Below are 24466 nucleotides of genomic sequence, written 5' to 3'. Positions count from 1 at the left end.
GCTCAGCGTGTCCGAATACTCGCCGTCATCCCTGCGGAAGCAGGGATCCACCTTTCGGATCCTTGTCGCCAAAACAAGAAAGGCGCCGGATCGCTCCGGCGCCTTTCCAATTCAAGGTCCCGCTGGCCTCAGGCCCAGGGGCGGGCCGCTTCGGTGGTCTTCTCGTAGGTCTCGATCCGAGGCGCCTTGACCAGGGTCAGGCCGATGTCGTCGAGGCCGCTCAGAAGCTTCTCCTTGCGGGCCGGATCGATGTCGAAATGCACGGAGCCGCCATCGGGACCGCGGATTTCCTGGGCTTCCAGATCGACCGTCAGGCGAGCGTTCTCGCCACGGTCGGCGTCATCGAACAGCTTGTCGAGATCTTCCTTCGACACGCGGATCGGCAGGATGCCGTTGTTGAAGCAGTTGTTGTAGAAAATGTCGGCGAACGAGGTCGAGATCACGCAGCGGATGCCGTAGTCGAGCAGCGCCCAGGGGGCGTGCTCGCGCGACGAGCCGCAGCCGAAATTGTCGCCGGCGACAATGATCGTCGCGCCGCGATAGGCGGGCTTGTTGAGCACGAAGTCCGGGTTTTCGCTGCCGTCCTCGTTGAAGCGCATCTCGGCGAACAGGCCCTTGCCGAGGCCAGTGCGCTTGATCGTCTTCAGATAGTCCTTCGGAATGATCATGTCGGTATCGATGTTGATCAGCGGCAGCGGAGCCGCGACACCGGTCAGCGTCGTGAATTTTTCCATGGTGATCATTCCCAATTAGCCGTCAGACGGCGGTAAATGCGCCGAAAAGCCGCCTAGGTCAAGGCTTTCGGCGTTTGCGGACGCATTGGGCGACGGCTAATCGGCCGCCGCCTCGATCGCTTCCATGTCGGCGTCGGAAAGGCCGAAATGATGGCCGATCTCGTGGATCAGCACATGGCTGACGATGGCGCCCAGCGTTTCGTCGTGCTCGGCCCAGTAATCGAGGATCGGGCGGCGGTAGAGCCAGACGCGGTTCGGCATCATGCCGGTGTATTCGACCGCCGATGCATGGGCGAGGCCGACGCCCTGGAACAGGCCGAGCAGGTCGAACTCGGACTCGATGCCGAGCGCGTCGAGCGCCTCGTCATCGGGAAAATCGTCGACGCGGATCTCGATCTCGCCGGTCAACTGGCGGAATTCGTCCGGCAGGCTTTCGAGCGCCGCCTGGCCGAGGGCCTGGAAATCGTCGAGCGAGGGCGCCTTGAGCGCGTCGAGGTCGAGCTTTGCCATACGCAGTCGCATCCGGCTGGAAGTGGAAACGAGGAACCGCGACCGGCGGCACGGTCGCCTGATATGGGTCGGGGGCGCGGATTTCGCCAGCCGCGTGGAGAGCGCCGTCAGGTCGCCGAGCCGCGATCGATGCGGACGATGAAGCTCTCCAGCCGCGCCTTCTTGCCCAGCGTCTCGGCGAAGGTCGTGCGCATCGAGGAGCCTTCCGGCACCATCCAGCGCAGCGATAGCCAGTCGCGCGAGCGACCCTTGCGGGCGAGCGCCTCGACCAGGGCGCGGGCGACGCCACGGCCGCGCGATTCGTGCATGACGAACAGGTCCTCGAGCTGGCCGACGCGCATGCCGGACATGGCATCGGGCAGGTCGCAGAACACGGCGAAGCCGACCAGCACGCCATCGAGGCGGGCGCCGAGGATCTCGGCCGTGCGGTCGCGCAGCAGCGTCTCGGCATAATAGAGGTCGGGGTGGCGCGGCGCGCCTCGCTTCATGTCCTGGACATAGGCGGCCAGCAGGGGCGCGAATTCCAGCGCATCGTCGATCGTCAGGGCGGCGGTCTCGAAGCGGGTCGAAAGAGGCAGCGTTTCCATGATTCCGTGTCGGCAGCTGGCCGGTGGCCACTGGCGGCGACCGGTCCTTGTCCCATTTCATAACATTGTCGCATCGGTTTCGGGATGCAATCGCGAATGTAGCCCGATCCCTGCGGCCGGTTGGACCACAGGGAGCCCGGATCCTCGGGTCGGTCCGGTCGTTGATCCCCATTCGCTACGGCGCTCGCCGGGATCGTGGCGGGGTGGCGTCGCCGTGGGTTTCGAGGAGTAAAGGTGATGTTCAAGCATATCCTGATCTCCGCCGCGGCCGCGCTGGCGCTCGTCCTGGGCACGCTCGGCGCTACGACGGAAACGGCATACGCCCAGCATTGGGGCGGTCACGGCGGTGGCGGCATGATGTGGCCGCGCGGCGGGTGGCATGGCGGTGGCGGCTGGCACGGTGGCGGCGGCTGGAATGGCGGCTGGCACGGCGGTGGCGGCTGCTGGAACTGCGGCTGGAACGGCGGCTGGGGTTGGGGCTGGGGCCCCGCCTTCGGGCTTGGCCTCGGTCTCGGCTATGGCGCCGGCGTCTGGGACACGGGCCCGTCCCGGGTCTGCCGGCCGGTGTTCCGCAATGTCCGCGTCAGCACGCCCGGCGGCTGGCGCTGGCGCAGCGTCTTCGTCGGCAATCGCTGCTACTGGGTCGACAATGGCTATGGCTGGTAAAAGGCCGGGCTGGTAAGGCCGGCTGATCGTCGACAGGACAGACGGGCGGTTTTCCTGAACGTCGGCTGAACATGCATCTCAGCCGGGGTTCATGCGTTGCCCTCTTGAATAGGCGGAGCAGGCCGACCCCCGGCCTGCACGTCCTCAAGGGAGCAAACCATGCTGAAGCAAACCATGATTGCCGCCGCGACCACCCTTGTCCTCGCCACCGGCTCGCTGGCCGTTTCGACGGGCAGCGCGCTCGCCTGGCATCGCGGCGAACCCCATCACGGCCGCCACGACGACCGCTGGGACCGGCGCGGCTGGGACAACGGCCCGCGCGGGCATCATGGCTGGGGCAGGCCGCACCGGGTCTGCCGGCCGGTGGTCCGTGACCGCAAGGTCTGGCGCCATCATCGCTGGGAGTGGCGCCGCGTCGTCGTGGGCCAGCGCTGCTTCTGGACGCGCGGCGGCGGCCCCCGCCACTGGTGATCGCGCCCTGGAATGCGAAAGGGGCCCGGACGTCGCCGTCCGGGCCCCTTTTTCATTGGCTTCGGCAGAGGCGGCTCAGCGCCAGCTGCGGATGTCGACGAAGTGGCCGGCGATCGCGGCCGCGGCGGCCATGGCCGGCGACACCAGATGGGTGCGGCCCTTGAAGCCCTGGCGACCCTCGAAATTGCGGTTCGAGGTCGAGGCGCAGCGCTCATGCGGCTTCAGGCGGTCGTCGTTCATCGCGAGGCACATCGAGCAGCCGGGTTCGCGCCATTCGAAGCCGGCGTCGCGGAACAGCTTGTCGAGGCCCTCGGCTTCCGCCTGCGCCTTCACCAGGCCGGAGCCGGGGACGACCATGGCGTTGACGCCCTCGCGCACCTTCTGGCCGCGGATCATCGAGGCGGCGGCGCGCAGGTCCTCGATCCGGCCATTGGTGCAGGAACCGATGAAGATGCGCTCGACCGGGATGTCGACCATGCGGGTGCCGGGTTTCAGGCCCATATATTCGAGCGCGCGCCACTTCGACTTGCGCTTGTTCTCGTCGGCGATGTCGTCCGGGTTCGGCACGACGCCGGCGATCGAGACGACGTCCTCGGGCGAGGAGCCCCAGGTGACGATCGGCGGCAGGCTGGCGGCGTCGAGGCGGATCTCGGTGTCGAAATGCGCGCCGGGATCGGTCTTGAGCGTGTCCCAGTAGCGCAGAGCCGCTTCCCAGGTCTCGCCGGTCGGCGCCTTCGGGCGGCCCTTGATGTAGTCGTAGGTCGTCTGGTCCGGCGCGATCAGGCCGGCGCGGGCGCCACCTTCGATCGACATGTTGCAGACGGTCATGCGGCCTTCCATCGACAGGGCGCGGATGGCGTCGCCGGCATATTCGATCACGTGGCCGGTGCCGCCGGCCGTGCCGATCTCGCCGATGATGGCGAGTACGATGTCCTTGGCCGAGACGCCTTCCGGCGCCACGCCGTCGACCGTGACCAGCATGTTCTTGGCCTTGGACTGGATCAGCGTCTGGGTGGCGAGCACATGCTCGACCTCCGACGTGCCGATGCCGTGCGCGAGCGCGCCGAAGGCGCCATGCGTCGAGGTGTGGCTGTCGCCGCAGACGATGGTCATGCCGGGCAGGGTGAAGCCCTGCTCGGGGCCGACGATGTGGACGACGCCCTGGCGACGGTCGAGCTCGGAATAGTATTCGACGCCGAACTCGGCCGCGTTCTCGGCGAGCGTCGCGACCTGCAGCGCCGATTCCGGGTTCTCGATGCCGTGCGTGCGGTCGGTCGTCGGCACGTTGTGGTCGACGACGGCGAGCGTCTTCTTCGGCTGGTGGACCTTGCGGCCGGCCATGCGCAGGCCCTCGAAGGCCTGCGGGCTCGTCACCTCATGCACGAGGTGGCGGTCGATGTAGAGGATCGTGTTGCCGTCTTCGTTCTTCTCGACGACGTGGTCGTCCCAGATCTTGTCGTAGAGAGTGCGGGGATTGCCGTTCGACGTGGTCATGACGTCTTCTTCCTGAAGGATAAAATGCTTGCGCGAGGGGTGATCGATCGGGGCCACTGCCCCGTCAAAGTCGATCGGATCCGCGATCCTCGGTGGCCAGCAGACGAGCGAAAAACCGCCAGGGAAGCCGCGCATGATCCGTCAGCGCCGCGAATTCTGCGGTCGTCGGCTGATGGATGCGGGCGAAGGGGCTGTTCATAGCGTTTCTAAATAGCAGTCAATGGCCGGAACGACAATTCGGATCATCGCTCCGGGACAGGCGAATCGAGCTCAGCGTTTCGTCGCGCCGAGGGACAGGGCAAGCGGCATCCGCGGCATCCCGGCCGGCAGGCGGAACATGCGGCCCCCGGCCTCGACCATCATCGGAAACAGCCTGAAAGGCAATAATTCGTGCTCGTGCAGGAAGTCGAGTCGCATGCCGGCCCGGAGCAGGGCGTCGATGACGTCGGATACGCCGCGCATCCACTCATAGGTGAAGTTGGTGACGAGCGGCGTCTCGTCGCCTGTATAGGTGGTGGTCGCGTCGAAGCGCTGCGGCTTCTCGCGCGCCGAGCGCCAGTCGTAGTGCGGGAGGATCACGCCGTCAATTTCCTCATGTGTCGCGATCGCGGGGCTGGTGTCGGCGAAATAGAGACGGCCGCCCGGCTTCAGCGTGCCGGCGATCGCCTGCGCCCAGGCTCGGATGTCGTCGAGCCAGGTGATGGTGCCCCAGCTGGTGAAGACGATGTCGAAATCGGTGCCGAGCAGTTCCGGCGCGTCATAGACCTCGCCCTCGACGAACTCGGCCGCAAGGTCCGACCGCGCGGAGAGCTCGCGCGCCTTGGCGATGGCGTGCGGGGAGAAGTCGAGGCCGGTGGCCTTCGCGCCGCGGCGGGCGAGGCAGAGGGTGTCGATGCCGATATGGCACTGGAAATGAGCGAGCTTCAGCCCGGCGACGTCGCCGATCTCGGCCGCCTCGATAGGGTAGAGCACGTCCTCGCCGCCGAGGAAGCGGTCGATGGCGTAGAAGCCGGTGCGGTCCTGGGCATGGATGTCGGCGCGCTCGTCCCAACTGGCGCGGTTGCTCTGCTTGAACGCGTCCATATCCCTGTCCCCCAAAAGAAAAAGGCGGGTCCGCTGGACCCGCCTTCGTAACCGGAAAGCCGAGAGGGCTTATGCCTTCTCTTTGCGGGCCTCGGTCCGCTCGACGATACGAGCCGACTTACCACGACGATCGCGCAGGTAGTAAAGCTTCGCGCGGCGAACCTTGCCGCGGCGGACGACTTCGATGCCGGCGATCAGCGGCGAGTAGACCGGGAAGACGCGCTCGACGCCTTCGCCGTAGGAAATCTTGCGAACGGTGAAGCTCTCGGAGAGGCCGCCGCCGGAACGGGCGATGCAGACGCCTTCATAGGCCTGCACGCGCGAACGCGAACCTTCGACAACCTTCACGCTGACCTTCAGCGTGTCGCCGGGCTGGAACTCGGGAACCGCGCGCATGGCGGCGACGATTTCGAGCTGCTCTTTCTCGAGCTGTTCGATGATGTTGGTCATGGTCTCAACTCCTGCCGATGCGGTCTCTCGCGAGCCGCTAGCGTTTCGGTGCGCTGTTTTCAGTTATTGGTCCAAAGCCGTCAAAGGCGATGGATGGCGCGCGTGTACAGGAATTGGCGGGGAAAGTCCAGCGGGGGCCGCGCCCGCGCCGGCACGGCGCCGGCCGGGCACGCGCCTCGTCCGGACGTCATGCCGCAGCGATGTCGGGAATCGGGCCGAGGATGGCAAGCCCATTCCGTTCGGCCATGGCGATGACGCGGGCAATATCGGGCTCGTGCGGCTCGATCGCGGCGCCGTCGGCGACCGGATCGCTGACGGCGTTGACGAAATCGGCAAAGCCGGAGCCGGTGGTGATGAGCAGCAGTCTCGCCGGCTCGGCGCCGGTGACGCGGAAGCCATGCGGCACCGCGCGAGGGCCGAAGGCGAACTGGCCGGCTCCCACGATCTGCGCGCGGCCGGAGACGTAGACCGTGATCTCGCCGGCAATGACGAAGAAGGATTCGTCCTCGTCCTGGTGCACATGCCAGGGCGAGGTGAAGCCGGGCGGAATGATCTGCTCGACCAGGCTCAGCGATCCGCCGCTTTCGATCCGGCCGGCGTGGATCCAGGTCGGCAGCGACAGAAAATCGCGCATCGCGGGCTTGGCCTGCGTTCCGGCGATCGGGTTCTGAACGGTCATTTCCATCTCCCTTTCCAATGAACCTAGAAGAGCGCGGTCAGGAGCGTGCTGGCCGCCATGTAGATCAGGATCAGCGAGCCGGGGGTCCAGAGCAGGGCCCGGATGTCGTGGATCTGCGCGGTCCAATAGGCGACGAAATGCGCGAGCCGGGTCAGGACGTAGCCGTAGAACAGCCAATGGGCGAGGACGAGCGAGGGTTCGGTCAGGATCCAGAGGAAGCCGGCCACCAGGAAGTAGGGGAGGCTTTCGAGATCGTTCAGCTGGATTCGGCGCAGCCGCTCGACGCGCTCGTTCGGCGCGAGCTGGTCCGGATGCGGGTTCGGGTTGGCGAGGGTCTTGCGGCCGTCTTCCGGGGAGCGAAAGCCGCCATTTTCCCGGATCATCCGGAAGACGACCAGCCAGGACATGGCCGCCGCCTTCAGGATCAGGAGCGTTGCCGCGATCACATAGGTCGCGAAGAGCGGGTTGTCGAAGCTCAGCCTGTCCATTGCCAGTTCCTCCGATCGGCGGTCTTCGCCGATATCGCAAGCGACGTTGATTTGATTTTTAGACCGTTGTTCGAAAAAGTCAAACGTGAGATAATTTTTTAGATTTTTGGTAAAATTGGGCGATGCAGCCGGGAGAATGGCCAGCGTGACGAGTGCGGATTCGGACGGGCAGGGGCACGACAGGACGGCGGCGCGGGCGGCGCGGCGCGAGCGCAAGCGCGACCAGTCCCGCGAGGAGATTCTGGCGGGCGCCCGCCGTGTCCTGCTCCGCCATGGCATCGGCGCGATGACGCTCGACGCCGTGGCGAACGAGGTCGGCATGTCGAAGACGGGGCTCTACTATTATTTCCCGTCCAAGGACGCGCTGGCGTTCGAGCTCGTGCACGGCGTGATCGAGGCGCAGGCGAAGGCGGTGGAGGCAAGGGTCGGCGAGGCGGCGGATGGCGGCGGCGCGCTCCGGGCGATCCTCGGCGGGACGGTCGATGCTTTCGCGCCGCGGCTCGACGATTTCCGCCTTGCCTTCCTGTTTGGCCAGGTCGCCGGCGCGGGCGCGATCCGCTGGGATCGCGAGCAGTTCGAGCGCATCCGGCCGCTCAACGACCTGCTGTTTGCAAAGGCGACGGATATCCTGCGCCAGGAGCAGGGCGAGCGGCCGCCGCGCGCGGCGGTGGAGCCGCGCCTGATGGCGTTCCTCGCCTATCTCTCGGCGATCGGGCTGCTGACGATGAAGGGCATGGTCGAGCCGATGGACGATCCGCTGCTCTATTCGGACGAGCAACTCGTCGAGGGCTTTTCGCGGATCTTCGAAGCCGCCGCCGCGCCCGGTGGCGAAGGCTGACGTCAGCCCTTGTCGAGCAGGTCGGGCCGGCGCTCGGCCGTGATCCGTTCCGCCTGTTGGCGGCGCCACTTGGCGATCGCGGCGTGGTCGCCGGAAAGCAGCACGTCGGGAATCGTCCGCCCCTCCCATTCGCGCGGGCGGGTATAGTGCGGATATTCGAGCAGGCCGCCCTCGAAGCTTTCCTCGGTGCCGGATTCGGCGCCGCCCATCACGCCCGGCAGCAGGCGCACGACGGCGTCGAGCAGCACCATGGCGCCGAGCTCGCCGCCGGAAAGCACATAGTCGCCGATCGAGACTTCCTCGAGCTTTCGCGCCTCGATGACGCGTTCGTCGACGCCTTCGAAGCGGCCGCAGAGGATCAGGGCGCCTGGCCCGGCGGCGAGTTCGCGGACGCGGGCCTGGTCGAGCGGTTTGCCCCGCGGGCTCATCAAAAGGCGCGGGCGCGGGTCGTCGGCCGGCGCAGCGCCATCGAGCGCGCGGGCGACGACGTCGGCGCGCATCACCATGCCGGGGCCGCCGCCGGCCGGCGTGTCGTCGACATTGCGGTGCTTGGTCGTCGCGGAATCGCGGATGTTCACCGCGTCGAGCGACCACTTGCCCTCGGCCATCGCCTTGCCGCTTAGGGACTGCCCGAGCGTGCCGGGGAACATCTCGGGATAGAGGGTGAGGATGGTCGCGCGCCAGGGCTCCGTGCCCGCCGGCGCGGCTGTCTCGGCCTCGTCCTTCGACGCGGCGAACGAATCGCTCACGCCTCGTCCTCGGGCTCGCCGTCTTCCGGCCGGGCCTCGGTCTCGGGCGGCGGCACGACGACGGCGCGGCCCGCCTTGATGTCGACGGTCGGCACGATGGCGCGGGTGAACGGCAGATAGAAGGTGCGGCCGCCGCCGGCGGGCTCGATCTCGATCAGGTCGCCGGCGCCGAAGTTCTGCACCGAGACGATCCGGCCATAGGCGCTGCCGTCGCCGAGCTCGAGCGCCAGGTCGATCAGGTCGGCGTGGTAGAAATCGTCCTCTTCGTCCAGTTCCGGCAGGGCGGCGCGGTCGACGAAGAGCTTGCGGTTGCGCAGCGTCTCGGCCGCGTTGCGGTCGTTGATGCCCTTGACCCGGGCGATCAGGTTCTCGCCCTGCTCGCGCACGGTTTCGATCTCGACGACGCGGCCGTCATCGAGCGCGAACGGGCCGTAGTCGGCGATGCCGAACGGGTCTTCGGTATAGGAATGGATCTTGATCTCGCCGCGGATGCCATGGGCGGCACCGAACTGGCCGAGGAGAACCTGGTCTGGGTCCGGAGCGGGCATCGGCGAGTCTCTCTGTCTGCGGTCGTGGGATCGCGGCGCGATCGGGCCCGGCGGGTGTCGTCGGGCGAAAACCCTCTCCCGCGTGCGGGAGAGGGAAGGGCGCGGGAACGAACCCGGAATTACTCGGCAGCGGCTTCCGCAGCGGCCTCGGCCTTCTTGGCCTTCTCGGCGGCGCGCTCCTGGGCCTTCTTGCCCGGCTCGGCCTTCTGCGGGTTGTTGCGCGGCTCGCGCTTGACCAGGCCGGCATCGCTCAGGAAGCGGGCGACGCGATCGGTGGCCTGGGCGCCGACCGACAGCCAGTGCTTGGCGCGGTCGAGGTCGAGCACGACGCGGTTCGGGGCATCCTTGGCGACCATCGGGTCGAACGAGCCGATGCGCTCGATGAAGCGGCCGTCGCGCGGCGAACGGGCGTCGGTGACGACGATGCGGTAGAACGGACGCTTCTTGGCGCCACCGCGGGAAAGACGGATCTTGAGGGACATGCTTCTCTTCCTTCTAAAACGAGATCTTCTGTAGGGTTGCGGACCGTCGGGTCCGTATCGGTTATTTCTTCTTGCCGAGGCCCGGGATGCCACCGAGGCCCGGCAGCTTGCCGCCGAGACCCGGCAGGCCGGGCAATCCCTTGCCAAGCCCGGGGGGCAGGCCCGGCGGAAGGCCGGCGCCGCCGCCCATCTGCTTGGCGAGCTTCTCGAGCTGGGCCGGATCGATGTTGGGCATGCCGCCGGGGGGCATGCCGCCCATCCCGCCCATGCCGCCGCCGAGCGCGCCCATCATCTTGCCGAGCATGCCGCCGCCCTTCTGCTTGCCCATGGCCTTCATCATATCGGCCATCTGGCGGTGCATCTTGAGCAGGCGGTTGACGTCCTCGACCTTGACGCCGGAGCCGGCGGCGATGCGCTTCTTGCGGCTCGCCTTGAGGATGTCGGGGTTGCGACGCTCGGCCCTGGTCATCGACGAGATGATCGCGACCTGGCGCTTGATCACGCTGTCGTCGAGATTGGCGCCCTCGATCTGCTTCTTGATCTTGCCGACGCCGGGCAGCATGCCGAGCATGCCGGACATGCCGCCGATCTTCTCCATCTGGCGGAGCTGGTTGGCGAGGTCGTCGAGGTCGAAGATGCCCTTGCGCATCTTCTCGGCCGCCTTGGCCGCCTCTTCCAGGTCGATGTTCTGCGCCGCCTTCTCGACGAGCGAGACGATGTCGCCCATGCCGAGGATACGGTTGGCGATGCGGCCGGGATGGAAGTCCTCGAGGTCCTCGGCCTTTTCGCCGGTACCGATCAGCTTGATCGGCTTGCCGGTAACGGCGCGCATCGAGAGCGCGGCGCCGCCGCGGCCGTCGCCGTCGGCGCGGGTCAGCACGATGCCGGTGATGCCGACGCGCTCATTGAAGGAGCGGGCGAGGTTGACGGCGTCCTGGCCGGTCAGGCTGTCGGCGACGAGCAGGATCTCGTGCGGCTTGGCGATGGCCTTGATGTCGGCCATCTCGACCATCAGCGGCTCGTCGATATGCGTGCGGCCGGCGGTGTCGAGGATGACGACGTCATAACCGCCGAGACGGGCGGCCTGCAGCGTGCGGGTGGCGATGTCGGTCGGCGACTGGCCGGCGACGATCGGCAGCGTGTCGATGCCGTTCTGCTCGCCGAGCACGCGCAACTGCTCCTGCGCGGCGGGGCGGCGCACGTCGAGCGACGCCATCAGCACCTTGCGCTTCTGCTGCAGCGTCAGGCGGCGGGCGATCTTGGCGGTCGAGGTCGTCTTGCCCGAGCCCTGCAGGCCGACCATCATGATGGCGACCGGGGCGGGGGCGTTGAGGTCGATCGGCTCGGCCTCGGCGCCCAGCATCTCGACGAGCTGGTCGTGGACGATCTTGACGACCATCTGGCCGGGCGTGACCGAGCGAATGACGTCGGCGCCGACGGCGCGCGAGCGCACCTTGTCGGTGAAGGAGCGGACGACGTCGAGCGCCACGTCGGCCTCGATCAGCGCGCGGCGAACTTCGCGCATCGCCTCGTTGACATCGCTCTCCGTCAGCGCGCCGCGCCGGGTGAGCTTGTCGAAAATGCCTGAAAGGCGCTCTGACAGATTGTCGAACATCGGTTCCGCTTTCCTCGAAGGGATCGTTCCGATCCGCCGAAATTCCAAAGACGTTCAGCGCCCGCGGGCGCGACGCGCTGGCGGACGTTGACCTCCGGGATCGGGTCCCGGTCGGCGGCTCAGAGGTTACCTCTTCGCGAGAATTTGGCGGCTTTTAGCGCGGATGGGCGGCCGGAGTCAATCAAGCTGCGCCCGCAGACTTGCCCCGGTGGCGGTGACTGCTAGCTTTCGCCGCCCCGAATCGTTCGGGTCGCAGCTGGAAATACCCATGAGCCGAAGCGCCATCCGACGCTGGATCACCGAAACGACCTTCTCGCCGCCAAGGGCGGGCGACGCGCCGCTCGACTGCCTCTGGTCGAAGGGGATAGCACAGTTCTGCGATGTTGCAGGACCTGCGAACTATTGGTTCGACCCGACGGAGACCGTTCAGCCGGCGGGATTCTTCCGCACGCACTATGCCGGCGCCCGCGGACTGGTCTGGGTGCGGCTCGGCACGACGGCGCGGAACGGCCAACCCTGCGACCTCGATCATTTCGTCCGCGAGGCGCTGCCGACCATCATGGAGCCCTTTGTGCTGGTGACGACGGACGGCGACCTGTCGGTGCCGTCGGAACTCGCGCGCGAAACGGTGGAACGCCTGCTCGCATCGCCGCACCTGGTTGCCTGGGCGACCCAGAATTATGTCGGCGGCGGCGATCCGCGCATCCGGCACTTCCCGATCGGCCTCGATCTGCATACGCGCCGGCCCTTCGCGAGCCCGCGCGGGCTTCTGGCCCTCCTGGAGAAGCTGGCGCGAGCGCGCGCCGCGCTGAAAACGCAGAAGCCGCACGTCTTCTGCGACCTCGGCATCAACGCCCACACCGAAGAGCGGCGCGCGCTGCTCCGCGAGTTGGCCGGTTGCCCGCATGTCGTCATGCAGCGCAAGCGCGTGTCGCAGGCGGCGATCTGGCGAGGCTATGCGCGCCATCCCTTCGTCCTGAGCGCGATCGGCCACGGCCTCGACTGCCACCGTACCTGGGAGGCGCTGATGCTGGGTTCGATCGTTATCACGCGGACATCGCCGCTCGATCCGCTCTTCGCCGGGCTACCGGTGGTCATCGTGGACGACTGGGCGGAGGTCCGCGATCCCGCCAGTCTCGCGCGCTGGACCAAGCTTCATGCGCCGCTCGCCCGGCCGGAGGTGCTGCGCGACCGGCTCAGGCCGGCCGAATATCTGGCGCCGCTGCGGGCCGCGCTTCGCGCGGTCGAGCCGACCTCCGCCTGAAAAGAAAATGGCCGGGACGAGCCCGGCCATTCGAAACGTGTCTGCTTGCCCGCGCATTGCGGGCCGGGCGTCATCAAGGGCAGTTCTTGGCGAGCGCGTCGAGCGAGGCCGAGATGCCGGAGAGCGAGTAGCTGTCGGTCGTCTGCGTGCCGCGGCGCGACGTGCCGCTGACGGACATCGAATGCCCCTTCTTCAGGGCCGCGATCAGCGCCGTCTCCTGCGCCGCGTTCTCGATCCAGGCGCCGTCGTCCTTGGTGAACATCGAGAACTTCTGGCCGTCGATGTCGACCGTCAGCTTCGAGCCTTCCTTGAACGGGTATCCGATGATGACGGAAACTTCGCTGCGGACATTCTCCGCCGGACGCGCCGTCACCATGAAATAGGCGGGGTCGCGGTTCAGTCCCTGCGGCGCCTGCGTCTTCGGCTGCGAGGCCGCATAGCAGACCTTCCCACGCGAATCGGAATAGGCGTAGGAGCTCCAGTCCTTGAAGGTGCCGATGCGTTTCGGGGTCTGCGCCGCCGCAGTTCCCGCGAAGCCGAACACGGCACCCATGAGGAGCGCTGCCGTTGCGATCCTTTTTCCGTTCATATTCTTCCCACCAAATTTGCCAGAAAACGATCGGGCGGGTGGATCCGTCACCCGAACAATTGCCTCAAAACTGCGCGGGTTCCGTTAACAATTCATGAACCACACCGTGTCGTATGCCGGCGAGACAGTCGAATGAGAAGAAGGTGCGGCCAATGGGGCGAGAGTGTGGCCTCGGCGGCCGGACGGCGCGCCGAAGCCGGGCGTCGAGCCGCTCAGGCCGCCGCTTCCGCGGCGAGCGCCCGCCTCGCGGCCTCGTAGTGGACCGGCTTCAGATGAGCGCGCAGCAGCGTCAGGGCCGTCATCAGCACGGTGGCGTCATCGGCGAAGCCTATGCCGACCAGAAAGTCGGGGACGGCGTCGATCGGCAGGACGAAATAGGCCAGCGCCGCGATCAGCGTCGCCCGCACTCGAATCGGCGTGGCGCTGTCGAAGGCGCAAAAATAGGCGGCTGCCACGTCCTCGGCGAAGGGAATGTGGCGCGCGGCCGAACGAAGCGTCTTCCAGAAGTCGCGGCGAACCGTCTCGGCGCGGGCCGAATCGTCCCCCGCGTTCGCCTTTCCACGGCCCAGAATGTCGCCAAATCGGATCTTTGCCATAGCGCAACGCCTCGTCGGCCCGGGGGAAGGACAGCGAAACATTCGCGATCCGGCCAGGGTCCGCATCCATTTAGGAATTGCCGGGGCGCTCTACAACGAATCGCTTTCCAAGGATCGCATGCGCCGGCCGCAGGGCGAGCGGCCGGACGGGGGCATGGACCTTGCTGGCGGGCTCAGCCCTTCTCGGCCAGCTTCTCGATCTTCTTCTGCATCTCGTCGAGCTGGCGCTTCAGCATGTCGAACTCGCCGGCGTCGCGCTCGGCCGGCTTCGCCTCGGGCCGCGCTTCGCCCTTGCCGTTGCCGCGCTCCGGCGCCGGAGTCGGCTCGGGGCGTCCGCCGCTGAAGGGCAGGAACATGCGCATCGCCTGCTCGAACATCTCGGTGTTGCGGCGGACCGTGTCCTCGATCGCCGTGAAGGCGCCCGGGCCGAAGGCATTGGCCATCTGGCCGCGCAGCTTGTCCTGGTCGCGGGTCAGGCTGTCGATCGTGAAGTCGAGATAGGTCGGAACCAGGTTCTGCATCGAATCGCCATAGAAGCGGATCAGCTGGCGCAGGAAGGTGATCGGCAGCAGATTCTGCCCCTTGTTCTCCTGCTCGAAGATGATCTGCGTCAGCACCGAACGGGTGATGTCGTCGCCCGACTTGGCGTCGAAAACCACGAAATCCTCGCCCGCCTTCACCATGCTCGCGAGGTCTTCGAGCGTCACATAGGTCGAGGTGCCGGTGTTGTAGAGCCGGCGGTTCGCATATTTCTTGATCGTGGTCGGTTCTTTTTCCTTGGTCATGTCAGCTCCCCTCGTCCCTCTTGCTGATTGTCCGGGCGACGCGCCTCTGCGCGGTTTTCTTGCAACCTGCCTCTCAAGAAGCACCACGATAGGAGCTTTCTCGGAATCCACCAAATTGATTTGTGCGCTGCATTGTCAGGCCGATGCTGCGCAATCGCTGCATTGCAGCAATGTCGCCGCGTCAGCCTCGATTGACAGCCTTCCTCCGCGAGGCTCTGATTGTTTCAACCGGCAGTCGCCGCAGTTTGATTGAGGAAAGCATCATGGCTTCAGAAACCGACATCGTCATCGCCGCCGCCACGCGCACCGCGGTCGGGTCGTTCAATGGCGCTTTCGCCAACGTGCCGGCCCATGAACTCGGCGCCGCCGTGGTCAAGGCGGTGCTGGAGCAGGGCAAGACCGAACCCGAGGCGGTCAGCGAGCTGATCTTCGGCCAGGTGCTGACGGCCGCGCAGGGCCAGAACCCGGCGCGCCAGGCCTCGATGCTGGCCGGCCTGCCGAAGGAGACCACCGCCTGGGGGCTCAACCAGGTCTGCGGCTCGGGCCTGCGCTCCGTCGCGCTCGGCATGCAGCAGATCGCCACCGGCGACGCCTCGATCATCGTCGCCGGCGGCCAGGAATCGATGTCGCTCGCCCCGCATGCCGCGCATCTGCGCGCCGGCACCAAGATGGGCGACCTCGCCATGGTCGACACCATGATCAAGGACGGCCTCTGGGACGCCTTCAACGGCTACCACATGGGCGTCACCGCCGAGAACGTCGCGCGCGAGTTCCAGATCAGCCGCGAGCAGCAGGACGCCTTCGCCACCGCCTCGCAGAACAAGGCCGAGGCGGCGCAGAAGGCAGGTCGGTTCAAGGACGAGATCACGCCCTTCACGATCTCGACCCGCAAGGGCGACATCATCGTCGACCAGGACGAATATATCCGCGCCGGTGCGACGCTGGAGGCGGCCGCCAAGCTGCGCCCGGCCTTTGCCAAGGACGGCACGGTCACGGCCGGCAATGCGTCCGGTCTCAACGACGGCGCCGCGGCGCTGCTGCTGATGACGGCGGCGGAAGCGGCGAAGCGCGGCGTCACGCCGCTGGCGCGCATCGCCTCCTGGGCTACGGCCGGCGTTGATCCCGCCGTGATGGGAACGGGCCCGATCCCCGCCTCGAAGAAGGCGCTGCAGAAGGCCGGCTGGTCGGTCGAGGACCTCGACCTGATCGAGGCGAACGAGGCCTTTGCGGCACAGGCCTGCGCCGTCAACCAGGGCCTCGGCTGGGACACCTCGAAGGTCAACGTCAATGGCGGCGCCATTGCCATCGGCCACCCGATCGGCGCGTCGGGTGCCCGCATCCTCGTCACGCTGCTGCACGAGATGGCTCGCCGCGACGCCAAGAAGGGACTGGCGACGCTCTGCATCGGTGGTGGAATGGGAATTGCTCTGACCGTCGAGCGCTAACGCTTCGGCGGATTTCATCGAGGACCGGAACTCAACCGGTCGCTTCAGGGAGGAACACATGGGGAAAGTCGCCCTGGTTACCGGCGGCACGCGCGGCATTGGCGCGGCCATCGCAAGGGGTCTGCAGGCTGCCGGATATACGGTGGCGGCCAGCTTCGCCGGCAATGTCGAGAAGGCGCATGCCTTCCAGGCGGAGACGGGCATTCCGGTGTTCCAGTGGGACGTGAGCGACGCGGAGGCCTGCGAAGCGGGCGTCCGCGCGGTCGAACTGGCGGTCGGGCCGATCGACATCCTGGTCAACAATGCCGGCATCACGCGCGACGGCTGGTTCCACAAGATGGACCAGGCGCAGTGGTCGAGCGTGATGCGGACCAATCTCGATTCGATGTTCACCATGACCCGGCCCGTGATCGAGGGCATGCGCGAGCGCGGCTTCGGCCGCATCGTCAATATCTCGTCGATCAACGCGCAGAAGGGCCAGCTCGGTCAGGTCAACTACGCCACGGCCAAGGCCGGCGTCATCGGCTTCACCAAGGCCTTGGCGCTGGAGAACGCCCGCAAGGGCATCACCGTCAACTGCGTCTGTCCGGGCTATGTCGACACCGACATGGTGATGGCGGTGCCGCCGAAGGTGATGGAAGGCATTCTGGGCCAGATCCCCATCGGTCGCATCGGCAAGGCCGACGAGATCGCGGCGCTGGTGACCTATCTCGCCTCCGACGCCTCGGCCTTCATGACCGGCGCGGTGCTGACCATCAATGGCGGCCAGTACATGGCGAATGGCTGAGCGGAGAATGGCTGACCGCCTTCCGGCTTGGGCGGGCGGTTGATACGAGAAAGGCCGGTGCGGAGCACCGGCCTTTTCTTTTCTGGAACCTCCCGCGCCGGGTTCGCTCAGCGGCCGGGCTTCCGGTTCTGGCTGTAGGCGGCGAGGATGCGCTGGATCTCGTCGCCGATGTCGCCATCGTCGGGGACCTCCTGGAGGAGGTTCTGCGGCGAGGCGGCGGGCTCCGGCTGCGCCGCAATCCGGGCGGGTGCGCGGGTCTGGGCCCGTGGCGGGGTCGAACGCTGCGGCTGCCGCGGCTCGGCCTCCGCGGGCGCTTGCGCTTCCGTCTGGCTGCCATCATCAACCAGGACATCGACCGCCTGGGCGATCGCGGCGAGGATCGAGCTCTCGATCGGATCGCGCGGGTCGATCTCGTCCTCGGCGGTGGCCGGGGCGGCGCTGCGGCGCGCGGGCGGACGAACGGCGATCGGATTGACGGTGCCGCTGCGCGGCGCGGCCGGCCGCGGCTGGGCCGGACGCGACGCCGGCTCCTCGACCGGCTCCGGCTGGGCGGGGCGGGCGACGCGCGCACGCGGCGGCGCGATGTTGGAACGGGCGGTCGGCTGGGGCGAGGAAATCTCCGCCAGAAGCGATTCCGGGTCGACCTGGCTCCGGCGCGGCGCCGGTTCGGGCGCCGGGGCTGGCGCCTCGACCTTCACTTCCGTGCGCAGCACCGCCTGCGGCGGCGATGGCGGCGTGGCGACGACCGGAGCGGCCGGCTGCACGACGGGGCGAGGCGCCTTCTCGACCGGCGCGGCTGCCGCCGTGGCCTCGTCCCCGGGCTCCGGGACCGGCTCGACGATGGCGCGGACCTGGATCGGCCGGGCCGGCGGCTGCATCGTCGCCGAGATCGGCTGCAGGCTGATCGGGCGTGCCTCGCGCGGCGCCGCCTGGGGAGCGGCCGGCTGGGCCAGCGGCTGCGCCGACAGGCGGGAAGCCGACACGGGCGAAGGCGAAACAGGCGCCGGTGAAACCGAAGGCGTCGGCGCGGGCTGCGGCGCGAAGACCGGGGCGGCCGGGATCGGCGGCTGCGTTGCCGGCGGCTGCACCTGGAAGTGGGCCACGTCAGGCTGCGGCGCCGACGGGCGAGCCCAGGCCGGCTGCGCCGTGGGGGCTTGCGGCGCGACCGCAATGGACGGCGCGACCGACATGGGCGGCGGCGACGGAATCGGACGCTGCGCCGGGCGTTCGGCCGGAGCCGGCGCGGCGGCGATCTGGGTAGGGGCCTGCACGGGGGCCGGCGTCGGCGGCGGCAGCGCCGCCGGGGCGTTGCCGGTCTCGCGGCCGACGATCCAGGTGCTGATCAGCGTCTCCATGCCCTCGTCGATCTCGACGCCGGCGTTGCGGGCGAGATAGAGCACCTGCTCCTTGAAGGCCTCGGCGAGCTTTTCCGGGCTGTCGCTGGTCGAAAAGACATGGCCCTTCAGAGCCAGGCCCTTGACGACGAAGGCGATCTGCCGGCGCGAGGCATTGCGGCCATTGGCCGAGAGCCGGGCGGCGACGTTCTCCGCCGTGGTCTGGAAGTGATAGCCGTTCTCGGCGACTTCGCGCGTCAGCGCACGGAAGAGTTCGCCATACACGCGCGGCGCGAACAGCGGGACGTTGGTCGCCTGGTGGATGCGGCGGGCGAGGCCCGCCAGTCCGTCGCGCTCGCCGCCATTCGGCCGCTGCGCGTTTTCCTCTTCGGCGTCTTCCGTCGCTTCCGGTGTCTCGGCGTCGGCAGTCGGCGCCAGCAGCGCGATCAGGGCCTGCTCGTCGATGGCGCCGTCGGCGATGGCGCGGTAGCCGGCCGAGGTGGTCAGCGTCGTGTAGATCGAGGTGGCGCGGTTATAGGAGCGCAGCCGGAAGATCACCGGCGTCAGGTCCGAATCCGCCGACAGCAGGATGAATTCCTCGAAGCCGGTCTGGTGCGCCAGCGCGTCGATCGTGTCGAGAACCATGTGGATCTCGGCCGAGTTGCGCTCGCGGCCGGGCAGCGGCGGGCAATCGACGATCTGGAAGCCCTGACCGGTAAAGGCGGCGCGCGCCTTGCCGAGCAGCTTCGGATCGGCATAGCAGCGCCGCATCAGGATGCGACGGCGGGCCGTTTCCTCGCCGCGGGGCTCCTGCAGCAATCCGGCTTCGATCGCCTCGAGCCAGACGCCGGGGCGCAGCGCGAAACGCCGCGCCATGCCGGGGTCCCGGGCGCGAAGGCTGAGGTAGAGGCTGTCATAGTCGACGAAGAGAACGCTCTTGATTGGGGCCGTCATGACCTATTCCTGCGGTGCACCAACGTCATCCCCCCACTCCGATCGCAGACCCAAGCCGTCGCCCCAACGGCGCAAGCACCTTAACGGGCGATCTCTGATTTGGCGATGGCGCTTCGCCACTCTCGGTAAAGAATGGCGGTTTTCCCCTCAGTATCGCTCGGGCTGGTCGAGCGGCGCCCACTCCGGCGCCGCCAGTTCGAAGCCCTCGAAACGGAAGCCCGGCGCCACTGTGCAGCCGACCAGCGTCCAGTCGCCGAGGCTCTCTGCCGCCTGCCACCAGCCGGTCGGAACCACGACCTGCGGCCGCTCTCCGGCCAGAAGATCCGGGCCGAGGCGGTGGGTTTCCGTGACGCCGCCATCTTCCGACAGCGACAGCGCGATCGGCGCGCCGGCATAATAGTGCCAGACTTCGATCGCATCGATCCGGTGCCAGTGCGACTTCATGCCGGCGGCGAGCAGGTAGTAGATCGCCGTCGAGGCCGGCCGGCCGTCCTGCGTGACGCCGTCCTCGAAGGTGCGGCGATAATAGCCGCCCTCCGGATGCGGCTCGAGGCCGAGCAGGCCAATGATCTCCTCGGCCGAACTCACTTGAAATTGTCCTTGGCGGTGCGGATGGCGCCGAAGACGTCGGAGGCAGGCGCGGTCGGCATGTTCAGGGCGGCGCGCACGGCCGGGTCGTCGGCGCGCAGATAGGGATTGGTCGCCTTCTCGGCGGCGATCGTCGTCGGCACGGTCGGCTTGCCGGCGGCGCGCAGCTTGCGGATCTCCTCGCCGCGGGCGACGAGGGCGGGGTTGCTGCCGTCGATGGTCATGGCGAAGCGGAAATTCGATTCGGTGTATTCGTGGCCGCAATAGACGACCGTCTGGTCCGGCAGGGCGGCGAGCTTCTGCAGCGAACTCCACATCTGGTCGAGCGTGCCCTCGAACACGCGGCCGCAGCCGAGCGCGAACATGGTGTCGCCGACGAAGGCGACGCCGTCCTGCGGCAGGTAATAGGCGATGTGGCCGAGCGTGTGGCCCGGCGTGTGGATCACATGCACGGGATGGCCGGCGAAATCATAGACGTCGCCTTCGCTCAGCTTGCGGTCGATGCCGGGAATCGTGTCGGCCTCGTAGCTCGGGCCGCTGATGGTGCAGCCGGTCGCCTGCTTCAGCGCCAGATTGCCGTCCGTGTGGTCGGGGTGGTGATGCGTCGTAAGGATTTCGGTCAGCGTCCAGCCCTTCTCGGCCAGGGCGGCGCTGACGGCGGCTGCGTCCGGTGCGTCGATCGCCGCGGTGCGGCCAGAAGCCTCGTCGTGGATCAGAACGCCGTAATTGTCGGAAAGACACGGGAACTGGAAGATTGCGAGAGCCATGACGATCTCCGATATGGGCGTATGGATGGGGTGGCGTGGGTTCGGATCGTTACCTAACATCGTCGCGCCGACATCGACAGGGGAGATCGTGCTTGGAACAGGGCCGGACGTTGACGCCCGACGTGCTCGACCTCGCCAGCTTCTATGCCGAGCGGCTTGGCGGCGTGGCGCAGGGCCTCGTCGGCGCCAAGCTGGCGGCGCTGTGGCCGCGCGTCACCGGCGACCGGGTGCTCGGCCTCGGTTACGCGACGCCCTATCTCGCGCCGTTCCTGCCGCATGCGGAACGCGTGCTGAATTTCATGCCGGCGGCGCAGGGCGTGATGAATTGGCCGTCCGAGGGCGGCAATCTCGCCGCGCTCGTCGCCGACGACGAATTGCCGCTCACCGATTCGTCGATCGACCGCATCCTCGTCATCCACTGCCTTGAGACCGCGTCGAACGCGCGCGAGACATTGCGCGAGCTCTGGCGCGTGCTGGTGCCGGGCGGCAAGATCGTCATCGTCGTGCCGAACCGGCGCGGCATCTGGGCGCGGGTCGAGCGCACTCCCTTCGGCTATGGCCGACCCTTCAGCCGCCGCCAGCTCGCGACGCTGCTGCGCAATACCGAATTCAGCGAGACCGCCTGGAGCGGCGCGCTGTTCGCACCTCCCTTCAGCAGCCGGCTGATGATCCAGAACGGCCGCGCCTGGGAGCGGGCCGGCGAAATGCTGTGGCCGGGCTTCGCCGGCGTGCAGATCGTCGAGGCGACGAAGCTCGTCTATCAGGGCCTGCCGGCGCGGAGCCGCCGTCGCCACCAGCCCGCCTTCCGGCCGGCCTTGGCGCCACCCGGATAGGCGCTTTCGGTCGTCGTCCGCCTCGGCGCCGCCGGCTTTGCGGTTCCCGCGGTGATGCCGATCCGCAATGTTTTCTTTGATTTTGCCTTTGCGCTTGCCTATGAATCGGCCGCCTTGGCCGCCTCGGGCGGTCCTTGTTTTTCCCGCCCAGAGCCGATCCGACGATGGCCCCGACCGTGACAAAGAATTCTGCCAGCGAAGCAGATGCGGCGACACTCGCCCGCATCCGGCAAACCATCGACGAGCTGGATGCCGAGATGCATCGCTGTCTGATCGAGCGCGGCACCGCGATCGACACGCTGATCAAGGTCAAGGGCACGAGCCGCCCCGGTGCGGCGTTCCGGCCCGGCCGCGAGGCCGACATGATGCGCCGCCTGGTCTCCCGCCACGAGGGCGCTCTGCCGATCTGGACCGTCGAGCACATCTGGCGCGAGATCATCACCACCTTCACGCGGATGCAGGCGCGCTTCGACGTCGGCATCGACCAGGGCGTCGCCCGCGACCAGCTGCGCGATACGGCCCGCTTCCTGTTCGGCTTTACGGTAGCGCTGCACGGCTATGCCGACGCGGTGGCGACGATCAACCATATCCGCGAGACGGGCACCGACCTCGGTCTCGTCTCGGCTGAACAGCCGGCCTCCGCCGGCGCCTGGTGGCGCGCGCTTGGCCGTCCGTCGGCGCCGCGCATCATGGCGCTGTCGCCCTATATCCGCATCGCCGGCCGTCCGGCCGAGCATCCGGCCTTCGTCATCGCGCCGGAGCTGGCCGACCCGACGCCGCCCGATCTCGACCTGTTCGCCGTGACGGCGATCGGCAAGGATCCCTGGCCCGCGATCACGGCCGCCGGCGGCACCGTTCTCGCGGAAGCTGGCGCCGAGAAGCTGATCGCGCTGCCGGCCGGCGTCGCTGTCGCCGCCCTGGCGGCGCGTGCCGGCTTCGAGGATGTCGCGCGCGTCGGCGCGCTGTCGCGCGGCATCGCCATCGGCGATGTCGACGCCAACCCCGTTCTTTATGAGCGCCTCGACGAGGCGGGAGTATCGTGATGAACAAGTCGTCGAAGACGCCGGACACCAAGCCCGCCGACCGGCCCGTGCCGCGGCCGGGCGTGCTGGATATCGCCCCCTATGTGCCGGGTCGCTCCAAGGCGACGGGCGGCTCCAAGGTCTACAAGCTCTCCTCGAACGAGACGCCGCTCGGGCCGAGCCCGGCGGCGGTCGCCGCCTACCAGGGTGTCGCTGCCAAGCTCGAGATCTATCCCGATGGCTCGGCCGCGGAACTGCGCGCCGCGATCGCCGACGCCTATGGCATCAACGCGTCCCGCGTCATCTGCGGCAACGGCTCGGACGACGTGCTCGCGCTGGCGAGCCATGTCTTCCTCGGGCCGGGCGACGAGGCGATCTATTCGAAGCATGGCTTCAACGTCTATCCGATCCTGATCCAGGCTGCCGGCGCCACCCCGGTCGTTGCCCCGGAGAAGGACATGACGACCTATGTCGACGGCATTCTCGAACTGGTGACCGACAGGACGCGCATCGTCTATGTCGCCAATCCGAACAATCCGACTGGCACCTACCTGCCGTTCAGCGAGATCCGCCGCCTGCATGCGGCGCTGCCGCCGCGCGTGCTGCTGGTGCTCGACGCCGCCTACTCTGAATATGTCCGCCGCAATGACTACGAGAGCGGCATCGAGCTCGCCGGCACCTCGCCGAACGTGCTGATGACGCGCACCTTCTCGAAGATCTATGGCCTTGCCGGCGTCCGCCTCGGCTGGGGCTATGGTCCGGCCGAGGTCATCGACGCGATGAACCGCATCCGCGGTCCGTTTAACGTCTCCGCGCCGGCCATGGCCGCCGGCATCGCGGCGCTGAAGGATCGCGCGCATCTCGACGCCGCCGTCGCCCACAACGAGGAATGGCTGCCGCGCGTCACCGAGGGTATCCGTGCGCTCGGCCTCGAGGTGACGCCGAGCGTCGGCAATTTCGTGCTGATCCATTTCCCGGACGAGAAGGGCCGCCGCGCCGCGGACGCCGACGACTATCTGGTCTCGCACGGCATCATCCTGCGCGCCATGACCAGCTATCACCTGCCCAATGCGCTGCGCATGACCATCGGCTCGGCCGAGGCCAACGAGGCGACGATCGCGGCGCTGCGCGACTTCCTGCACCGGACGGCGCGCTGATGACGGATCCTCTCTTCGGCAAGCTCGCCCTGGTCGGCATCGGCCATATCGGCGCCTCGATCGCGCTCGCGGCGCGCCGGGGCGGCGTGGTCGGCGAGATCGCGATATCGACCCGCAGTCCGGCGACGCTCGCCCGCGCCGAGGAACTCGGCCTCGGCGACGTCTATTTCGCCGACGCGGCCGACGCGGTGCGCGGCGCCGATCTTGTCATCGTCTGCGTGCCGGTCGGCGCGTCGGGCGACGTCGCCAAGGCGATCGGCCCGCATCTGAAGGCCGGCGCGATCGTTTCCGATGTCGGCTCGGTCAAGGTCTCGGTCGTCAAGGCGATGGCGCCGCACCTGCCGTCGGCGGTGCATTTCATCCCCGGCCACCCGCTCGCCGGCACAGAGCATTCGGGCCCGGACGCTGGCCTGGTCGACCTGTTCCAGAACCGCTGGTGCGTGCTGACGCCGGCGGAGACGGCCGATCCCGCCGCGGTCGAGAAGCTGATGGCGTTCTGGCGGGCGCTTGGCGCCAATGTCGAGGCGATGAGCGCCGAGCACCACGACCTGGTGCTGGCGATCACCAGCCATCTGCCGCATCTGATCGCTTACAACATCGTCGGCACCGCCTCGGATCTCGAATCGGGCATCCGCTCCGAAGTGCTGAAATTCTCGGCTTCCGGTTTTCGCGATTTCACCCGCATCGCGGCCTCGGATCCGACGATGTGGCGCGACGTCTTCCTGAACAACAAGGAAGCCGTGCTCGAGATGCTCGGTCGCTTCAACGAGGATCTGGCGACGCTGACGCGGGCGATCCGCAACGGTGACGGCGACACGCTCTTCGACCTGTTCACGCGGACCCGCGCCATACGTCGTTCGATCGTCGCCATTGGCCAGGACACGTCCGCCCCCGATTTCGGCCGCCGGGATCATACCAAGCCGGATCAGGCCAAGACCTGAGGTTGGAGGC

27 protein-coding genes and 1 pseudogene are annotated in these 24466 nt (G+C 67.7%); 10 read left to right on the top strand and 18 right to left on the bottom strand.

Annotation, left to right across the window (positions count from 1 at the left end):
- Nucleotides 1–128 precede the first annotated feature (128 nt).
- From leuD to OSH07_RS11050, 3 genes are all read right to left on the bottom strand, one after another.
- Nucleotides 129–734: a 3-isopropylmalate dehydratase small subunit gene (leuD, locus tag OSH07_RS11060; RefSeq protein WP_266338706.1), complete on the bottom strand. Its 606-nt coding sequence runs from the start codon at nt 732–734 to the stop codon at nt 129–131.
- A gap of 96 nt (nt 735–830) precedes the next feature.
- Nucleotides 831–1244 (bottom strand): metallopeptidase family protein, encoded by a 414-nt coding sequence (locus OSH07_RS11055; protein ID WP_266338705.1) that lies wholly within the window; start codon nt 1242–1244, stop codon nt 831–833.
- A gap of 107 nt (nt 1245–1351) precedes the next feature.
- Entirely contained in the window at nt 1352–1831 is a 480-nt protein-coding gene (locus OSH07_RS11050; protein ID WP_266338704.1) for a GNAT family N-acetyltransferase, read from the bottom strand.
- 237 nt (nt 1832–2068) lie between these two features.
- On the opposite strand from OSH07_RS11050, the gene OSH07_RS11045 reads away from it, so the two are divergent.
- Both OSH07_RS11045 and OSH07_RS11040 read left to right on the top strand, forming a co-directional pair.
- Complete coding sequence (locus tag OSH07_RS11045) at nt 2069–2497, top strand: hypothetical protein (RefSeq protein WP_266338703.1); 429 nt, start codon at nt 2069–2071, stop codon at nt 2495–2497.
- A 159-nt stretch (nt 2498–2656) separates the two neighbouring features.
- On the top strand, nt 2657–2968 hold the full coding sequence (locus OSH07_RS11040) for a hypothetical protein (protein WP_266338702.1): 312 nt from the start codon (nt 2657–2659) through the stop codon (nt 2966–2968).
- Nucleotides 2969–3043: 75 nt separating this feature from the next.
- On the opposite strand, the gene leuC is transcribed toward OSH07_RS11040, so the two are convergent.
- From leuC to OSH07_RS11015, 5 genes and pseudogenes are all read right to left on the bottom strand, one after another.
- A complete protein-coding gene (gene leuC / locus OSH07_RS11035; protein WP_266338701.1) occupies nt 3044–4462 on the bottom strand; it encodes a 3-isopropylmalate dehydratase large subunit in 1419 nt (472 codons plus the stop codon).
- Between the two features lie 270 nt (nt 4463–4732).
- Nucleotides 4733–5545: a class I SAM-dependent methyltransferase gene (locus OSH07_RS11030; protein WP_266338700.1), complete on the bottom strand. Its 813-nt coding sequence runs from the start codon at nt 5543–5545 to the stop codon at nt 4733–4735.
- A gap of 75 nt (nt 5546–5620) precedes the next feature.
- A pseudogene (gene rplS, locus OSH07_RS11025) lies at nt 5621–5995 on the bottom strand (50S ribosomal protein L19); the annotation flags it as partial.
- A 187-nt stretch (nt 5996–6182) separates the two neighbouring features.
- On the bottom strand, nt 6183–6680 hold the full coding sequence (locus OSH07_RS11020; protein ID WP_266338698.1) for a cupin domain-containing protein: 498 nt from the start codon (nt 6678–6680) through the stop codon (nt 6183–6185).
- 17 nt (nt 6681–6697) lie between these two features.
- On the bottom strand, nt 6698–7162 hold the full coding sequence (locus OSH07_RS11015; protein ID WP_266338697.1) for an MAPEG family protein: 465 nt from the start codon (nt 7160–7162) through the stop codon (nt 6698–6700).
- A gap of 145 nt (nt 7163–7307) precedes the next feature.
- Between OSH07_RS11015 and OSH07_RS11010 the strand changes: the two genes are divergently transcribed.
- A complete protein-coding gene (locus OSH07_RS11010) occupies nt 7308–8000 on the top strand; it encodes a TetR/AcrR family transcriptional regulator (protein WP_266338696.1) in 693 nt (230 codons plus the stop codon).
- A gap of 2 nt (nt 8001–8002) precedes the next feature.
- Here OSH07_RS11010 and trmD read toward each other — a convergent pair whose 3' ends face one another.
- The 4 genes from trmD to ffh form a co-directional block, all read right to left on the bottom strand.
- Entirely contained in the window at nt 8003–8749 is a 747-nt protein-coding gene (gene trmD / locus OSH07_RS11005; RefSeq protein ID WP_420909617.1) for a tRNA (guanosine(37)-N1)-methyltransferase TrmD, read from the bottom strand.
- Nucleotides 8746–9297, bottom strand: coding sequence for a ribosome maturation factor RimM (gene rimM, locus OSH07_RS11000; protein ID WP_266338695.1), 552 nt, complete (start codon nt 9295–9297; stop codon nt 8746–8748). Before rimM ends, trmD begins: the two co-directional genes overlap by 4 nt.
- A gap of 119 nt (nt 9298–9416) precedes the next feature.
- Nucleotides 9417–9779 (bottom strand): 30S ribosomal protein S16, encoded by a 363-nt coding sequence (gene rpsP / locus OSH07_RS10995; protein WP_266338694.1) that lies wholly within the window; start codon nt 9777–9779, stop codon nt 9417–9419.
- 61 nt (nt 9780–9840) lie between these two features.
- Nucleotides 9841–11394, bottom strand: a complete 1554-nt coding sequence (gene ffh / locus OSH07_RS10990; RefSeq protein WP_266338693.1) for a signal recognition particle protein — start codon at nt 11392–11394, stop codon at nt 9841–9843.
- A 268-nt stretch (nt 11395–11662) separates the two neighbouring features.
- Here ffh and OSH07_RS10985 point away from each other — a divergent pair, with 268 nt between their 5' ends.
- Complete coding sequence (locus tag OSH07_RS10985; RefSeq protein WP_266338692.1) at nt 11663–12658, top strand: hypothetical protein; 996 nt, start codon at nt 11663–11665, stop codon at nt 12656–12658.
- Nucleotides 12659–12731: 73 nt separating this feature from the next.
- Here the strand turns inward: OSH07_RS10985 and OSH07_RS10980 are convergent, their stop codons facing one another.
- The 3 genes from OSH07_RS10980 to phaR all read right to left on the bottom strand — a co-directional run bounded on the left by OSH07_RS10980 (nt 12732) and on the right by phaR (nt 14628).
- A complete protein-coding gene (locus OSH07_RS10980) occupies nt 12732–13211 on the bottom strand; it encodes an invasion associated locus B family protein (RefSeq protein WP_266338691.1) in 480 nt (159 codons plus the stop codon).
- 248 nt (nt 13212–13459) lie between these two features.
- Nucleotides 13460–13843, bottom strand: a complete 384-nt coding sequence (locus OSH07_RS10975; protein ID WP_266338690.1) for a YkvA family protein — start codon at nt 13841–13843, stop codon at nt 13460–13462.
- Between the two features lie 173 nt (nt 13844–14016).
- Nucleotides 14017–14628 carry a polyhydroxyalkanoate synthesis repressor PhaR gene (gene phaR, locus OSH07_RS10970; protein WP_266338689.1) on the bottom strand — a complete coding sequence of 204 codons (612 nt, stop codon included), beginning with the start codon at nt 14626–14628 and terminating at the stop codon, nt 14017–14019.
- Between the two features lie 263 nt (nt 14629–14891).
- Here phaR and OSH07_RS10965 point away from each other — a divergent pair, with 263 nt between their 5' ends.
- Nucleotides 14892–16073, top strand: coding sequence for an acetyl-CoA C-acetyltransferase (locus OSH07_RS10965; protein WP_266338688.1), 1182 nt, complete (start codon nt 14892–14894; stop codon nt 16071–16073).
- Between the two features lie 58 nt (nt 16074–16131).
- A complete protein-coding gene (gene phbB / locus OSH07_RS10960) occupies nt 16132–16860 on the top strand; it encodes an acetoacetyl-CoA reductase (RefSeq protein WP_266338687.1) in 729 nt (242 codons plus the stop codon).
- A gap of 107 nt (nt 16861–16967) precedes the next feature.
- Here phbB and OSH07_RS10955 read toward each other — a convergent pair whose 3' ends face one another.
- The 3 genes from OSH07_RS10955 to gloB form a co-directional block, all read right to left on the bottom strand.
- Entirely contained in the window at nt 16968–19148 is a 2181-nt protein-coding gene (locus OSH07_RS10955) for an NYN domain-containing protein (RefSeq protein ID WP_266338686.1), read from the bottom strand.
- Nucleotides 19149–19295: 147 nt separating this feature from the next.
- On the bottom strand, nt 19296–19736 hold the full coding sequence (locus OSH07_RS10950; RefSeq protein WP_266338685.1) for a cupin domain-containing protein: 441 nt from the start codon (nt 19734–19736) through the stop codon (nt 19296–19298).
- Nucleotides 19733–20503, bottom strand: coding sequence for a hydroxyacylglutathione hydrolase (gene gloB / locus OSH07_RS10945; protein ID WP_266338684.1), 771 nt, complete (start codon nt 20501–20503; stop codon nt 19733–19735). The genes OSH07_RS10950 and gloB overlap by 4 nt, the downstream gene beginning before the upstream one ends.
- Nucleotides 20504–20595: 92 nt before the next feature.
- Between gloB and OSH07_RS10940 the strand changes: the two genes are divergently transcribed.
- The 4 genes from OSH07_RS10940 to OSH07_RS10925 all read left to right on the top strand — a co-directional run bounded on the left by OSH07_RS10940 (nt 20596) and on the right by OSH07_RS10925 (nt 24456).
- Complete coding sequence (locus tag OSH07_RS10940; RefSeq protein WP_420909616.1) at nt 20596–21336, top strand: class I SAM-dependent methyltransferase; 741 nt, start codon at nt 20596–20598, stop codon at nt 21334–21336.
- A gap of 176 nt (nt 21337–21512) precedes the next feature.
- Nucleotides 21513–22379 (top strand): chorismate mutase, encoded by an 867-nt coding sequence (locus tag OSH07_RS10935; protein ID WP_266338683.1) that lies wholly within the window; start codon nt 21513–21515, stop codon nt 22377–22379.
- The gene (hisC, locus tag OSH07_RS10930) at nt 22379–23515 is read left to right on the top strand and encodes a histidinol-phosphate transaminase (RefSeq protein WP_266338682.1); all 1137 of its coding nucleotides are present in this window, start codon (nt 22379–22381) and stop codon (nt 23513–23515) included. Before OSH07_RS10935 ends, hisC begins: the two co-directional genes overlap by 1 nt.
- Entirely contained in the window at nt 23515–24456 is a 942-nt protein-coding gene (locus OSH07_RS10925; protein WP_266338681.1) for a prephenate/arogenate dehydrogenase family protein, read from the top strand. Before hisC ends, OSH07_RS10925 begins: the two co-directional genes overlap by 1 nt.
- The last annotated feature ends 10 nt before the right edge of the window (nt 24457–24466 follow it).

Source organism: Kaistia nematophila (assembly GCF_026343855.1).
GTDB lineage: Bacteria > Pseudomonadota > Alphaproteobacteria > Rhizobiales > Kaistiaceae > Kaistia > Kaistia nematophila.
The sequence above is the reverse complement of the archived record's forward strand: the minus strand, read 5'-3'. Positions and strand labels throughout refer to the sequence as shown.

Excerpts from the sequence above, each read along its gene's own strand:
- OSH07_RS10925 (WP_266338681.1), top strand. The coding sequence starts at position 23,515 with ATGACGGATCCTCTCTTCGGCAAGCTCGCCCTGGTCGGCATCGGCCAT.
- OSH07_RS11050 (WP_266338704.1), bottom strand. The coding sequence starts at position 1,831 with ATGGAAACGCTGCCTCTTTCGACCCGCTTCGAGACCGCCGCCCTGACG.
- phaR (WP_266338689.1), bottom strand. The coding sequence starts at position 14,628 with ATGACCAAGGAAAAAGAACCGACCACGATCAAGAAATATGCGAACCGC.
- rpsP (WP_266338694.1), bottom strand. The coding sequence starts at position 9,779 with ATGTCCCTCAAGATCCGTCTTTCCCGCGGTGGCGCCAAGAAGCGTCCG.
- OSH07_RS10985 (WP_266338692.1), top strand. The coding sequence starts at position 11,663 with ATGAGCCGAAGCGCCATCCGACGCTGGATCACCGAAACGACCTTCTCG.
- gloB (WP_266338684.1), bottom strand. The coding sequence starts at position 20,503 with ATGGCTCTCGCAATCTTCCAGTTCCCGTGTCTTTCCGACAATTACGGC.
- OSH07_RS10955 (WP_266338686.1), bottom strand. The coding sequence starts at position 19,148 with ATGACGGCCCCAATCAAGAGCGTTCTCTTCGTCGACTATGACAGCCTC.
- OSH07_RS10975 (WP_266338690.1), bottom strand. The coding sequence starts at position 13,843 with ATGGCAAAGATCCGATTTGGCGACATTCTGGGCCGTGGAAAGGCGAAC.
- OSH07_RS11055 (WP_266338705.1), bottom strand. The coding sequence starts at position 1,244 with ATGGCAAAGCTCGACCTCGACGCGCTCAAGGCGCCCTCGCTCGACGAT.
- OSH07_RS10980 (WP_266338691.1), bottom strand. The coding sequence starts at position 13,211 with ATGGGTGCCGTGTTCGGCTTCGCGGGAACTGCGGCGGCGCAGACCCCG.
- leuD (WP_266338706.1), bottom strand. The coding sequence starts at position 734 with ATGGAAAAATTCACGACGCTGACCGGTGTCGCGGCTCCGCTGCCGCTG.
- OSH07_RS11020 (WP_266338698.1), bottom strand. The coding sequence starts at position 6,680 with ATGGAAATGACCGTTCAGAACCCGATCGCCGGAACGCAGGCCAAGCCC.
- leuC (WP_266338701.1), bottom strand. The coding sequence starts at position 4,462 with ATGACCACGTCGAACGGCAATCCCCGCACTCTCTACGACAAGATCTGG.
- OSH07_RS11030 (WP_266338700.1), bottom strand. The coding sequence starts at position 5,545 with ATGGACGCGTTCAAGCAGAGCAACCGCGCCAGTTGGGACGAGCGCGCC.
- ffh (WP_266338693.1), bottom strand. The coding sequence starts at position 11,394 with ATGTTCGACAATCTGTCAGAGCGCCTTTCAGGCATTTTCGACAAGCTC.
- rimM (WP_266338695.1), bottom strand. The coding sequence starts at position 9,297 with ATGCCCGCTCCGGACCCAGACCAGGTTCTCCTCGGCCAGTTCGGTGCC.
- hisC (WP_266338682.1), top strand. The coding sequence starts at position 22,379 with ATGAACAAGTCGTCGAAGACGCCGGACACCAAGCCCGCCGACCGGCCC.
- OSH07_RS10965 (WP_266338688.1), top strand. The coding sequence starts at position 14,892 with ATGGCTTCAGAAACCGACATCGTCATCGCCGCCGCCACGCGCACCGCG.
- OSH07_RS11045 (WP_266338703.1), top strand. The coding sequence starts at position 2,069 with ATGTTCAAGCATATCCTGATCTCCGCCGCGGCCGCGCTGGCGCTCGTC.
- OSH07_RS11015 (WP_266338697.1), bottom strand. The coding sequence starts at position 7,162 with ATGGACAGGCTGAGCTTCGACAACCCGCTCTTCGCGACCTATGTGATC.
- phbB (WP_266338687.1), top strand. The coding sequence starts at position 16,132 with ATGGGGAAAGTCGCCCTGGTTACCGGCGGCACGCGCGGCATTGGCGCG.
- OSH07_RS11040 (WP_266338702.1), top strand. The coding sequence starts at position 2,657 with ATGCTGAAGCAAACCATGATTGCCGCCGCGACCACCCTTGTCCTCGCC.